The organism is Acetobacter sp. DsW_063, from assembly GCF_002153745.1.
GTDB lineage: Bacteria > Pseudomonadota > Alphaproteobacteria > Acetobacterales > Acetobacteraceae > Acetobacter.
The window spans coordinates 15,649-29,208 of sequence record NZ_JOPL01000087.1; the positions used below are offsets into that span (position 1 = coordinate 15,649).

10 protein-coding genes are annotated in these 13,560 nt (G+C 60.4%); 9 read left to right on the forward strand and 1 reads right to left on the reverse strand.

Annotation, left to right across the window (positions count from 1 at the left end):
- Window positions 1-8: 8 nt before the first annotated feature.
- The 6 genes from HK28_RS11180 (at window position 9) to HK28_RS11205 (ending at window position 7,154) form a co-directional block, all read left to right on the forward strand.
- Complete coding sequence (locus tag HK28_RS11180) at window positions 9-1,655, forward strand: ribonuclease J (RefSeq protein WP_026397459.1); 1,647 nt, start codon at window positions 9-11, stop codon at window positions 1,653-1,655.
- A 328-nt stretch (window positions 1,656-1,983) separates the two neighbouring features.
- Window positions 1,984-3,300: a proline--tRNA ligase gene (proS, locus tag HK28_RS11185; protein WP_086644647.1), complete on the forward strand. Its 1,317-nt coding sequence runs from the start codon at window positions 1,984-1,986 to the stop codon at window positions 3,298-3,300.
- Window positions 3,300-4,547, forward strand: coding sequence for a lipoprotein-releasing ABC transporter permease subunit (locus HK28_RS11190; RefSeq protein WP_086644648.1), 1,248 nt, complete (start codon window positions 3,300-3,302; stop codon window positions 4,545-4,547). The genes proS and HK28_RS11190 overlap by 1 nt, the downstream gene beginning before the upstream one ends.
- A complete protein-coding gene (locus tag HK28_RS11195) occupies window positions 4,540-5,235 on the forward strand; it encodes an ABC transporter ATP-binding protein (RefSeq protein WP_086644649.1) in 696 nt (231 codons plus the stop codon). Before HK28_RS11190 ends, HK28_RS11195 begins: the two co-directional genes overlap by 8 nt.
- A 337-nt stretch (window positions 5,236-5,572) precedes the next feature.
- Window positions 5,573-6,484: a hypothetical protein gene (locus tag HK28_RS11200; RefSeq protein ID WP_086644650.1), complete on the forward strand. Its 912-nt coding sequence runs from the start codon at window positions 5,573-5,575 to the stop codon at window positions 6,482-6,484.
- Window positions 6,485-6,587: 103 nt separating this feature from the next.
- The gene (locus HK28_RS11205) at window positions 6,588-7,154 is read left to right on the forward strand and encodes a hypothetical protein (RefSeq protein WP_086644651.1); all 567 of its coding nucleotides are present in this window, start codon (window positions 6,588-6,590) and stop codon (window positions 7,152-7,154) included.
- A gap of 319 nt (window positions 7,155-7,473) precedes the next feature.
- On the opposite strand, the gene HK28_RS11210 is transcribed toward HK28_RS11205, so the two are convergent.
- Complete coding sequence (locus HK28_RS11210; protein ID WP_086644652.1) at window positions 7,474-8,715, reverse strand: UbiH/UbiF/VisC/COQ6 family ubiquinone biosynthesis hydroxylase; 1,242 nt, start codon at window positions 8,713-8,715, stop codon at window positions 7,474-7,476.
- 210 nt (window positions 8,716-8,925) lie between these two features.
- Here HK28_RS11210 and HK28_RS11215 point away from each other — a divergent pair, with 210 nt between their 5' ends.
- The 3 genes from HK28_RS11215 to HK28_RS11225 form a co-directional block, all read left to right on the forward strand.
- Window positions 8,926-9,264, forward strand: a complete 339-nt coding sequence (locus HK28_RS11215; protein WP_026397452.1) for a P-II family nitrogen regulator — start codon at window positions 8,926-8,928, stop codon at window positions 9,262-9,264.
- Between the two features lie 268 nt (window positions 9,265-9,532).
- A complete protein-coding gene (locus HK28_RS11220) occupies window positions 9,533-11,005 on the forward strand; it encodes an oligopeptide:H+ symporter (protein ID WP_086644653.1) in 1,473 nt (490 codons plus the stop codon).
- Between the two features lie 353 nt (window positions 11,006-11,358).
- On the forward strand, window positions 11,359-13,560 hold a 2,202-nt coding region (locus HK28_RS11225), incomplete at its 3' end, for a TonB-dependent siderophore receptor (protein ID WP_086644654.1).

The window sequence follows — 13,560 nt, forward strand, 5'->3', positions numbered from 1 at the left end:
ATCTAAAAATGAACGAAAATAAGGACGGTCTGGCCTTTCTGCCTCTCGGCGGAACGGGTGAGATCGGCATGAATCTCAACCTGTACAGGTTGGGCGACAAGTGGCTTGCGGTTGACTGCGGCATTGGCTTTTCCGGCAACGACACGCCGGAAGCGGAAATTCTCACGCCCGACCCGACCTACATCATGGAACGCCGGGACAAGCTCGTCGGTCTGGTGATCACCCACGCACATGAAGACCACCTCGGCGCTGTCGCGCATCTGTGGACCCGCCTTGGGTGCCCGATCTATGCGACGCCGTTCGCGACGGCTGTGCTGCGCCGCAAACTCGGCGAGGCGCGCCTGCTGCAGCAGGTGAAAATCCACACGATCAAATGCGCGGGCCGCTTCAACGTAGGTCCGTTCGACATCGAGTTCGTGCCGGTCGCTCACTCCGTGCCGGAGGCGCAGGCGCTGGCGCTACGTACGCCGCATGGCCTGATCGTTCATACCGGCGACTGGAAGATCGATCCGACGCCGCTGGTCGGACCGCCGACAGATTTGAAGCGCCTGAAGGAAATTGGCGACGAAGGCGTCCTTGCGCTGGTCTGCGACAGCACGAACGTGATGACGGATGGCGCGTCCCGGTCGGAAGCCGAGGTGCGCGAGGGCATGACGGCGCTGATCCAGTCGCTCAAGGGCCGCGTGGCGGTGACGTGTTTCGCCTCCAACGTGGCGCGTGTCGAGACCATCGCCATGGCGGCGCAGGCTGCGGGTCGCAATGTCGTGCTGGTCGGACGGTCGTTGCGCAATCTCGACGTTGCGGCGCGTGAGTGCGGCTACCTCTCGGGCGTGCTGCCGTTCTTCTCGGAGCAGGAGGTCAACGACCTCGCCGATGACAACGTGGTCATGATTATCACCGGCAGCCAGGGCGAGCCGCGTTCGGCCCTGTCGCGCATCGCGTCCGACGTTCATCCGAACGTCTCGCTCGGCGAGGGCGATACGGTCGTCTATTCCAGCCGCATGATCCCGGGCAACGAGCGCGCCATCATGCAGGTGCAGGACAACCTGACCCGCCGCGGCGTGACGGTCCTAACGGATCGTGACGCGATGGTGCATTGCTCAGGCCATGCGACTGGCGACGATGTCCGGACGATGTACGATCTGATTCGTCCGCAATACGCTGTGCCGACCCATGGCGAATGGCGTCATCTGACGGCTCACGCGGCGCTTGCACAAGAAAAGGGCATTTCAGCGATCCTGCTTGAGGACGGCGATATCCTTAATCTGTCGCCGGGCAAGGTCGAGGTCGTGGATACGGCGCCGACCGGTCGTCTGGCGGTCGACGGCAATCGCCTGCTGGCGATGGATGGCGATGTGCTTTCCGCGCGCCGCAAGATGCTCTTCAACGGCATTGTTCTGGGCAGCTTTGCGGTTGACGACGAGGGTTATGTGATCGGTGAACCGAAGGTCAGTGCGCCCGGCTTGCTCGATGCAGACGAACCGGAGAGCGTGCGCGTCAAGGAAGAGTTTGCAAGCGCCATCGACGAAATTCCGGACGAGCTGCGGATGGACGACAACTCCTTCCGTGAGGCCGCGAAGACCGCGTTGCGCCGCGCGCTTGGCCGCAAGATCCAGAAGCGTCCACTGGTCGACGTCCATGTGCTGAGGGTCTGAGGACCCTTGGCTTCGGCTACCCGTCCCGCATAGAAAAAGCGGCGGTCGGGTCGCCCCGGCCGCCGCTCATTCTTCAGCTTTAGTTATTTTTCTTATTCTTGTTAGGTATATATATCCGGGAATTTAGGTATGGGCAAGCGCTCGCGCGTTCACAAAAACGTTGCCGACGCTCCGTCATCTGGAGTTCCGTCGCCCGGATCGCTTGCATCCCCTGCATGAGTAGGAGATAGGCGTCGGTTAATCCGGTGATGAGCCGGTTTGATGCGCTCCCGTGGGTCTGTTCCCGCCGGATTCTGGTTTCGCCCTTTCATCATTGAGAAAAGCCCCAATGCGCCTGTCACGCAGTTTTCTTCCCACACTTAAGGAAACGCCGTCCGACGCGCAGATCCCGTCGCATCGACTGATGCTGCGTGCCGGTCTGATCCGCCAGACGAGTTCTGGCATATACGCGTGGTTGCCGGCGGGTCTGCGCGTGCTGCGCAACATCAGTCAGATCGTGCGGGAAGAGCAGGACCGTATCGGTGCGCAGGAAGTGCTGATGCCGACGTTGCAATCCGCCGAATTGTGGAAGCGTTCCGGCCGTTACGACGCCTATGGCCCCGAAATGCTGCGGATTCAGGACCGGCATGAACGCGATCTGCTTTACGGACCGACGAACGAAGAGATGATCACGGACCTGCTGGGGCAGTCGGTGAAGTCGTACCGCGAACTGCCGCAGATGCTCTACCACATCCAGTGGAAGTTCCGGGACGAGGTGCGTCCGCGTTTCGGCGTGATGCGCGGCCGCGAGTTCCTGATGAAGGACGCCTACAGCTTCGACGCTTCGTATGAAGCCGCCGTCGACACATATCGCCGCATGATGCTGGCTTATCTGCGCACGTTCCAGCGGCTGGGCGTTCGCGCGGTGCCGATGGTGGCGGACACGGGGCCGATCGGCGGCGATCTCAGCCACGAGTTCCTTATTCTGGCTCCGACGGGCGAAAGCGGCGTGTTCTATGACGGCGCGCTTGAGAGCAAGGACTGGCTGAGCGATCCGGCCGACGTGGACGACAGCGCGTCGCTCGCCGGGTTCTTCAACACCCTTACGTCTTATTATGCGGCGACGGACGAGAAGCACGACGCGACCGCGTGGGCGGCCGTACCTGAAGAAAATCGTCGTGAAGGCCGAGGAATCGAAGTCGGCCATATTTTCTACTTCGGGACGAAATATACCAAGTCCATGGATATTTCGGTCACTGGTCCGGACGGCGCGTTGCTGTACCCGGAAATGGGTTCATACGGCATCGGCGTGTCGCGTCTGGTCGGCGCGATCATCGAGGCGAGCCACGACGACGGCGGTATCGTGTGGCCGGACAGCGTGGCGCCGTTCCGTGCTGCGATCCTGAACCTCAAGGTCGGGGATGCGGAATGCGACGCTCTTTGTGAACGGCTGTATGCGGCGGGCGACGAGCAGTTCCTGTATGACGACCGATCGGATCGCGCCGGGGCGAAGTTCGCCGACGCGGATTTGATGGGGCATCCTTGGCAGATGATCGTCGGCCCCCGTGGCGCGAAGACGGGCACGGTGGAGTTGAAGCGCCGCGCCACGGGCGAGCGCTTTGAACTGCCCGCCGAAGAGGCGCTGGCGAAAGTTCTCGGACGCTGATGTTCGGGCCCTTCGAGCGCGCGGTTGCGGGACGATATCTGCGCGCCCGCAAGGGCGAGCGCTTTGTGTCGGTGATCGCGATCTTCTCGCTCGTCGGCATTGGGCTCGGTGTGGCGACGCTGATCATCGTGATGGCGGTGATGAACGGTTTCCGCGCCGATCTGATGGGGCGGATTCTTGGTCTGAACGGCGATCTCAGCCTGTATGGCGTGACGCGTTCGATCACGGATTACGACGACATCGCAGCCGAAGTCCGCAGGGTTCCGGGCGTGACGGGCGCAATGCCGCTGCTCGAAGGACAGGTTTTGCTCAGCGCTGGTCCCTACAGTTCCGGCGGTGTCGTGCATGGCCTGACGAAGCAGGGGTTGAGCGACCTCAAGGCGATCAGCTCGAATATCATCGCTGGCTCTCTCGACAAATTCGAAGGCGACGACGCGATCGCGGTGGGCGAAACTCTGGCCGAGCGAGCGGGGCTTGGGGTCGGATCGCAGCTGACGCTGGTGTCGCCTAATGGCGCGGCGACGGCGTTTGGCACGGTGCCGCGTGTGCGCGCCTATCATGTCGTCGCTATCTTCGACGCGGGCGTGAACGATTATAACGCCGGGTATGTGTTCATGCCGATGTCGGCGGCGCAAATCTATTTCCAGAAACCAAAAGCTGTCACCCAGATTCAGGTCATGGTGCAGGACGCCGACAATGTGCGTCCGGTGACGCGAGCGATCCAGCAGACGCTGGCCGATCCGCGCATCCGCGTGATGGACTGGACGAACAGCAACAACGCGTTCTTCGGTGCCGTGCAGGTCGAGCAGAACGTGATGTTCCTGATCCTGACGCTGATTATCCTGGTCGCGGCGTTCAATGTGATTTCCTCCCTGATCATGATGGTCAAGGACAAGACGGTAGATATCGCGGTCCTGCGCACCATGGGCGCGACGCGCGGGGCGATCATGCGCATCTTTCTGATGTGTGGCGCCTCGGTCGGCGTGACGGGAACTGCGTTCGGGACGCTACTTGGCGTCGTATTCTGTGAAAACATTGAACGTATCCGGCAGGTTTTGCAGCGGATTACCGGCACGAACCTGTTCAATCCGGAAGTTTATTATCTGGAGCATCTGCCGGCGAAACTGGTCTGGAGCCAGGTCGTCGAGGTGATCGTGATGGCCCTCGCGCTGTCATTGCTGGCGACGCTGTATCCGTCGTGGCGCGCGGCGAAAACCGATCCGGTGGAGGCGCTGCGTCATGGCTAAATCCGCGGGCGATGTTGTGCTGCGTCTTCAGGGCGTGCAGCGATCTTATGTCAGTGGTGATGGGGAGCGTCTGAACGTTCTCCGTGGCGTAGACTTCACTTTGCATGCGGGTGAGATCGTGGCGTTGGTCGCGCCTTCTGGAACGGGCAAGTCAACGTTGTTGCATGTCGCAGGCTTGCTCGATTCGCCCGATGGAGGATCGGTTGAGATAGGCGGGCGGGACGCCACGCGTCTTTCGGATGGAGAGAGAACGGTCATCCGTTCGCACGAAGTGGGCTTCGTCTATCAGTTTCATCACTTGCTCGGCGAATTTACGGCCCGTGAGAACGTGATGTTGCCGCAGATGATCGCCAAACGTGCGCGCGGCGAGGCGCGGGTGCGCGCTGACGCGTTGCTGGGTTCATTCGGGTTGGCGCATCGTCTGGACCATCTTCCGGGTAAATTGTCCGGCGGCGAGCAGCAGAGAGTGGCGATCGCCCGCTCTCTGGCCAACGAGCCCTCTTTGCTTCTGGCTGACGAGCCGACGGGGAATCTCGATGTACGCACGGCGGATGTGGTGTTCGAGGAGCTTCTGAGCGCCGTTCGACGGTCTGGACTCGGCGCGCTGATCGCAACGCATAATGACGCTTTGGCCGCACGGATGGATCGCGTCGTGACGTTGCGTGACGGGGCTCTGGTCGCGCTTTAGGGCGTTGCCTGGTCAGACGAAATTGGATGATCAGATAAAGACGTTCGTCAAAGAAACAGGCTGGAACCTTGTTAGCGGACCAGCGTAACCGGATAAAGCTCTGGGTCGATCATCGAGCGGATTGCGCCGATACAGTGTAGGAAAAAGTCAGTGCTTGCGCATATGTCTGCGTGCATGGACACAGGTTGTGCGGCGTATTTCGTTTGGGCGAAAGCGTTTGGACAGGTGACGCCGCGGTAAATAACGACCCGGGGCGTGTCGTTGATCGGGTGTTATAGGGCAATGCGCACGGGGCGCGGCCTTACGCGGGCGCATGTCTTCGTTGGAGCAATCAGTTATGCCTTTCATGCGAACCGATCTTTGGCGTTGTGCGGTTGTTCATGCGCCGATGGCCGATCTGGTTGCGGCGGGATCACTGACTGGCCGGAAAATCAGCTGGCTCAACGAAACACGGTCATTCCGCTTCTTGGCGGACCCTTTTGGGTGCTGGCGTGACGGCGTGCTGCATGTATTTGCTGAGGCGCTGGATTATCGAGACAAGCGCGGACGTATCGACTGCCTGCGGTTTGACTCCGACTTCCGCCTTCTCGACCGTCAGATCGTGCTCAGCGAACCGTGGCATCTGTCTTATCCGGTTGTTTTCGAAGCCGACGGCGAGATTTGGATGTTGCCGGAAGCCTATCGCTCCGGAGCATTGCGTCTGTATCGCGCAGTTCGGTTTCCGGACAAATGGGAAGTTGTCCCCGACTGGTCGTTTCCCGTGGCTGCGATCGATGCATCCCCCGTCTGGCATGACGGACTCTGGTGGATGTTCTTCTCTCCGCCCGGCTCGTCGGTTGAAAAACAGTCTTTGCTGTGCGCTGCGTATGCCGAACGCTTTGCCGGGCCCTGGCGGCTTCATCCCGGGAATCCATTGCGTCGCGACCTGACGTCGGCGCGTCCTGGCGGCACGCCACTGGTCACGCCGCAGGGCATCGTGCTGCCGACGCAGGACTGCACGCGAACATACGGCGGCGCTGTGTCATTGCTTGTTATTGAAGAACTGACGCCTGAGATTTTCTCGGCGTCCGTGACGGGACATTTGACAATGCCAGACGCGTTCGCGCCGTGGGTGGACGGGCTGCATACGCTGTCGTCAGCGGGGTCGGTCACCCTGATCGACGCCAAAAGGGTCAGTCGTTCGCCCGCGCGTCTTGCCTTTGATGCGCGCCGGTGGGCCGCTGGCCACATCGGACGAGTGAGTCGGTGAACCGGGCAGCCCTTTCGCGAGTGACCCTGTTTCAGACATTGCTCTGGAGACGTTCATAATTCCCTCCGTTGGTCGGCCATTTTTGGCGTGAAGAGAGGGTGGCGTGGATTTTTTTGTTGGTTATCTGGGATTGATCGTGGGCGGGCCGCCGGAGACGGGCCTTGAGGCGAGCGGCGCGGGATATGCCCGGCGTCCGGTGGTCTTTGGCGCTTTGGGTGACGGTTCGCGAAGCGCCGCGACTTCCCTGTCGTATAGTTTTGGGGTCGCTGAAGCGGATTGGGGCGTCGTAACGGGCCTTGCGTTGTACCCAGACGCTCTTGCGTCATCGTCGCCGGTTGCGGTCTGGGGGACTCGACCACGTCATGTGCCGACGGGAACGACATTTCTTGTTCCGTCGGCGTCGCTGTCTCTGTTGATTCATGCACGCGGGATATGCCCGGCGGGAGAAACGTTGGGGCAGGCGTCCGACGGAGGGGCTGTTATCGCCGGGCAAACGGTGTCTATTCTCGATGGTGTTTTGGCTGTTGCAGCTACGGCTGCGGCGATGACCATGTCGCAACTGAGTAGTCTGCTCTCGCAACTTATGCGCGCGTTGCCGACGAGTGATCCCGGGGACGGAGCCTCGCTTTGGAGTAACGCCAATCTTTTGGCTGTTTCAGTAAAAGATTAAAATTATTTAGAAATATTTTTTGTTTTTCGTCGAAAATGGAGCCGTGTGACAAAATTTTTTAACTATAAAATGTATTTTTACGCCAAAACTTTCGATGTTATTTTCGTTTCTTTATTGCGATATTTTTAGAGTATTTCTGGTTTTGCCAATTTTATGAAAGTATCGGGATATCTAGAAACTATTTGAAAGCATCTGATCGTGACGTTCATTCTATACGGCGGCAGCACGGTGTTCGGTATTTTCGCATAATTTACTGAAAATTCCTCCAGATGGGAATTTTCAGTAAATGTCATCTTTTATCAAAAAACATAACCGCGCGCTACACGCCCATTGCGTGCCGCACGAACGCGCGTCGCAGGCGCGGCATTCTATGCACTGCCGCGATCCCGAGGTCGCGGCCCAGACGCAAAACCGGGTTATTGTTGCTGAACAGGCGATCGAGTGCGTCCGTCGCGGCGAGCATCAGCATGTTCGCGGGCCGACAACGCTTCTGGTAACGGGCCAGCAGCGCCGGGGCACCCGAATCTTCGCCCTTTTGGTGCGCTTCGATCAACAGTTCGGAAAGTGCGATCACGTCTCGGAAGCCGAGATTGAGGCCTTGTCCGGCGATCGGGTGAATGCCGTGCGCCGCGTCTCCAGCCAGCGCAAGGCGTGTCGCGGTATAGCGCTGCGCATATTGCGCCGCGAGCGGATACACCCAGCGCCGCCCGACCGGGGTCACGTCGCCCAGACGGTCGCCGAGCCGACGTTTGAGTTCGCGGGTGAAGCTGGCTTCGGGGAGGGCCGAAAGACGACGGGCGGTCTCGTCCTTTTCACTCCAGACCACAGCCGAGAGATTCGGGTGTTCCGCCGTGCCGCTCATAGGCAGTTGAGCGAAGGGGCCGCCCGGAAGAAAATGCTCGAGTGCGCTGTTATCGTGGGGAAGTTCGTGGGCGATGGCGCAGACGATGCCGCTCTGGCCGTAGGGCAGGCGGGTGATCGGAATGCCGGCCTGTGACCGGGTGCGGCTGCCGCGCCCGTCGGCGGCGATGATCAAGCGGGCATGAAGGACGCGCCCGTCTTTGGCGGTGACGGTCGCGCCTTCCACGGTCCGTGTGATCGACACGTCAGCGGGAGCGAGAAGCGTGACGTTGGCGGATTCATTCAGCGTCGCGTTGAGCGCGACGCGCAGGGCGCGTGCTTCGGCCATCCAGCCAAAAGGCTGCGTCGCGTCCTCGCGCGAAAATTCGAGCGAAAGCGGCGACGGCGGCTCGCCAGGACGGCCATCGGTCACCAGAATCGATTCTATCGGGTTGGGCGTCTGTGGCAGGCGCTCCCAGACTCCGGCTTCCTCGAGAAGGCGTTTCGGTCCGGCGGCAATGGCGTAAGCCCGGCCATCAAAATCGGGGTGCTCCATTGGCGGCAGGGGCGCGCGGTCGACGATGCCGACGCTGATTCCTTCGCGAGCCAGACGACACGCGAGGGTCGCCCCGACCGGTCCCGCGCCGATGACGCATACGTCTACGTGCGTCGGACTTGTTGCGCAGGCGTAAACAGGAGAAGCTGTATCCGGGCTCGTCATGATCTTTCCTTTCCGGCGCGCGGCGTCAGGGCGTCGCGGAGGGGGGAATTATGGAGCCCGTTCTGGAAATCGGGCCTGCCATGCGCGCGGAACTCATGGCATGCTTCACGCCTTGATACTATCCCGTCGCCGGTCCCGGTTGCGGGGCGCGTCAGGTTCCTTGGTTTGAAGGCCTGAACGCGCGGGGTGGAACATGAGGAGGAATCGGGGATGAAGCTCGTCACGGCTATTATCAAGCCATTCAAGCTCGACGACGTTCGTGACGCGCTTGCGCCACTGGGAATTCAGGGCCTTACCGTCTCCGAGGTGAAGGGTTTTGGACGCCAGAAAGGTCAGACGGAGATTTACCGAGGCGCGGAATATCACGTCAGCTTCCTGCCGAAGATCAAGGTTGAAGTGGCGGTCTCTGATGCGCTTGTCGATCAGGTGGTGGAGGCGCTTTTGCAATCCGCGCATACCGGCAAGATCGGCGATGGCAAGATTTTCGTAAGCGATCTGGCTCGGGTTATCCGTATTCGTACGCGCGAGAGCGGCGAAGACGCGCTGTAACAATCCACTTTCTGTCGTGCGGGCTACGAATGCGGTCCCCGATGGCCGGTTCGACGCCGTGCGATCTTCGCTCCTGCAAATTCGTATGAATTCATGACGACGGGGCGTTTCCGATCAAGACGATGATAAAAGTCCGCCGCGCGGTTCCGCAGGCGCCTCGGGGGCGCATTTTCGCAAAATTCGAAATCGACAGGTCTCTGGAACCGGCGACTTGCGCATGCACGCAACTGGCTGGTCGGGCAGCGGTTGCGGCCCGTAGGCAGTGGCGATGACGTCCCGCGCGGCGCTTTCGATCCTTGGGCGCCCATGGCGCGCGCTGTTTCCCGTTTTAATGTTCGAAGCCACCGAGCGTTTTGGCTTTTATGGTTTGCAGGGCCTGCTGCTGCTATATCTGACGCGCTCGCTGAACATGCCGGAGAGCGACGCCAATCTGATCGCGGGAAGTTTCAGCGGGGTCGCGTACGCCAGCACGCTGCTGGGCGGCGCGATCGGCGGGCGGCTGTTTGGCGCTCGTGCGGCGGCTCTGGTCGGCGCGGCCTTGCAGGGGTGCGCTCTGGCGGCCGCATGTGTGGCGACGGATAAGCGCTATTTTCTCTTCGTTCTTGCGGCCGTGGCGATGGCGAATGGGCTGACGCGGCCAAACGTGGCCACGCTTGTGCGCGCCCTTAAGTTGCCGGAAGAGCGTGCGGACGGCCTCTTCACGTTGTACGCCCTTGCGGTCAATCTTGGCGCTGCGCTGGCGTTTCTTGTCGCGCCGTGGCTCGCGCGTACGGAGGGATGGGCGGCAGCGTTCGGTCTGTGTGCGTCTTGTGTCATTGTCGGGATGGTCGTGCTGGGGATATTCGCGCCCCGAAGTGGCGCTGACCGCCAGCCTGACAGTGGTCAGCGCTGGAGAGGCGCCATTGGGTTGGTCGTCGTCGCGGCCGCCGTCCTGTGCGTGTTTTGGCTGCTGAATGACCTGCGGCTTGGGCGGTACGCGTTTCAGGTCACTGCATGCGCGGTGCCAGTGTTTTGGGCGACGATATGGGCGCGCTGTGACGAGAGGGAGCGGAGGGGCGTCCTGATCGCGTTACTTCTGATCGCGCAGGCTATGTTCTACGCCCTGTTCGACGAGCAGACGACCTCGACTTTCATTCTGTTTGCGTTGCATGACGTCGGGAGCGATTTTCGGGTCGGGGGTGTTACGATCGCGCATCTGTCGGGCGCGCAGTTCGTTGCGGTCAACGCGGGGTTGACGATGGCGCTGGCGCCGTTGTTCGCGCGTCTGTACCAACGGCTCGGCAAGATCGGTCGGGAGCCTCCGCTTCATACGAAATATCTGATCGGCTCTTCGTTCATCGTCCTGTCGTTCGGGCTGCTCTGGCTATTGATCCGCTGTCAGGACGGGGCGCTGCTGTCTCCCTGGGGGCTGACCGCAGGTTATGCGTTGATCTCGGTCGCAGGCCTGCTGATGAACAGCCTCGGGCTTGCTGTCGTCTCTGAATATGTGCCTCTGCGTTTCAACGGGGTAGCGACGGCGCTATTTTATATTGCGCTTGGAACGGCGATGTACGCGGGCGGCGTACTGTCCAATGCGTTCGCGCTGCACGATCTGGCCGCAACTGCGTCGCAGGAGAGCGTAAGGGGCGTGTTCGCACGGTTGTTCCGTGATTTCACCCTTCTGGCGATCGCCGGGTTCTGCGTTCTTCTGGTCCTTCAGCCTGTGCTCAGGCGGATGCAGGGCAGTTACATACGCGGCTGAGTGTTGCTCTGTTCCGCCTTTGGCGCGGTAAATTTTCCGACATGATATTTTCATTTTCGCCAGAAAAAATCTTAAAAATTTTTACATTTAATAATATTTCTTCGCATAAATCGCAAAGTAACATTACGATATCAAAATATTGTTTCGGGGCCTGTAAATATTTCCATATAGAAATAAACGCCAGTCCATGCCACCGACGTCTGTTGGGTGATTCTGTTGTTTGTAAGCAACAGTTCGAGTTCAGAATGACACGATATCGATATCTTCTCTTTTGTCGGGCGCGCTGTGTACCGTAAATCTCAACCATAACGACGCAGCGCCTAAGCCGCGCGATACTGGAGCCTCCGCCGAACATGACATCTCGACGCAGACTTTTCGCCGCCACTATTCTGACCGTGCCGATGCTGGGAAGCACCGCGTCTGCCTTAGCCGACACGCGTCCCGCGTCGACGACCCACGCGAAAACCCACAGCAAAACATCTGCGCACGGGGTCAAGGCGAAGGCCGCTTCGACGGCGGCAGCGAGCACGACCGCTCAGACGCGTGGCGTGACGCCGGCTGCGGCTCCGGCGAAGCGGGCGCATTTTACGAATGACGCCAACGAAGCCGTCATCGTAACCGGCACGCACAGCGCCAATCGCCATGCGCGTCAGAGCGTCAGCCCGGTGACAGTCCTGACTTCCGCTGTTCTTCAACGTTCTGGTCAGATCAACCTTGGTGACGCCCTGACGCGCACTTATCCCCAGATCAACGTGCAGCCTATGGGCAGTGACGCTGCTGCGCTTGTGTCATCGATCCATATGCGTGGCCTGAGTTCCAATCAGGTGCTGGTGCTGCTCGACGGGAAGCGTCGCCACACGACCGCTAATATCACCGCGGATTCGGGGCCGAACTTCGGCGCGACCGGGGTCGATCTCAGCATGATTCCCGCCAACATGATCGACCACATCGAAGTGCTGGAAGACGGCGCGGCGGCGATGTACGGCTCCGACGCGATCGCGGGCGTGATCAACATCATCACCAAGAAGACCGATCACGGCATCAACATGAGCGCGCAGACCGGCGCGAACGCCTACGCAGGGTCGGGCTGGCAGTATCAGCTCAACCTCGACGGCGGCATGAAGCTCGGCAAGGACGGCTATATCCACCTGTTCGGGCAGATGTCGCATTCGGACCATTTCTATGTGAATGGCGTGCATGATCATCGCCTGATCAACCAGCCCTCCTACGCAGGCGCGTCGAGCTATACGGGCCAGTCGATCCCAAGCGATTCCAACCACATCAGCAGCACGCCGGAAGAAACGCGTGAGAATTTCGGTCTCGACTGGGGCAAGCCGCTGAACGACGACGTCGAGTTCTACGGCAGCATCACCTACGCTCACCGCCACTCTGAAGCGTATGAGAACTATCGCGTGCCGAACGTGGGCGGCGGCGTCGCCGAGTCAATCTATCCATACGGCTTCTCGCCTCTGGAGACGATCGAGGAGAACGACTACGCCGCGACGGTCGGCGCCAAGGGCGACAATTTCCTTGGTTTCGAGTGGGACGTCTCTTCGACGTACGGCGCCGATTATGACAAAGTCGGAAACAAGAACACGATCAATACCGGCGTCCTTGCTTCGACCTGTACGACAGACGCGTCGAGTTCGTACTATTCCAGCGTTGGTTGCGGCACCAGCCCCACCACCGCGCGCGCCGAGAGCTACAACATGGCGCAGTGGACGAACAATCTCGATTTCCGCCGCCACTTCAACATCGGCCATGTCGTGCCCATGACGCTCGCCTTCGGCATGGAGCAGCGCATGGAATCCTACCAGATCTGGGCAGGTAACCCGTACTCCTACGTTCTGGGCGGCACGCAGGGCTATGCGGGCCTCGCGCCGCAGAACGCAGGCAAGTGGTATCGCGACATCTGGGCGTGGTACATGGACGGCGATTTCCACTTCACCAAGAAGTGGGAAATGGATTTCGCAGGTCGCTTCGAGCACTACACCGACGTCGGCGACACCGAGAACGGCAAGATTTCGACGCGCTACGACTTCACCAGGCGCATCGGCGTCCGCGCGACGATCAGCACCGGCTTCCGCGCCCCGACCCTGGCCGAAGAGCATTTCAGCGCCATGAACGTGTCGCCCACCGGCGCTTCGGGCCTGCTGGCCGCCAACTCGAGCGCCGCCAGAACGCTCGGCTCGCCGGGCCTGAAGCCCGAGCGCTCCACTAGTGAGAGCGGCGGTATCGTGCTGGAGCCGATCAATGGCCTGCATGTCGAAGCTGACGTCTATCAGATCAACATTCGTGACCGCATCGTACAGGGTGGGACAGTCAACGGCCAGACCGCCATCGACGCGATTCAGGACATGGGCTTCTCCCTTCCTGCGAACAGCTACAGCGCCAGCGGCGTCAGTGCGTATTATCTAGCGAACGGTGCGAGCACCCGTACGCAGGGCCTGGACATCAAATCCGACTACACGTTCCACATGCAAAAGCACGGCAACCTGATGCTGAGAATGGCGCTTGATCTCAACCGCACGCGCCTGCATCACAACGGCATCGGC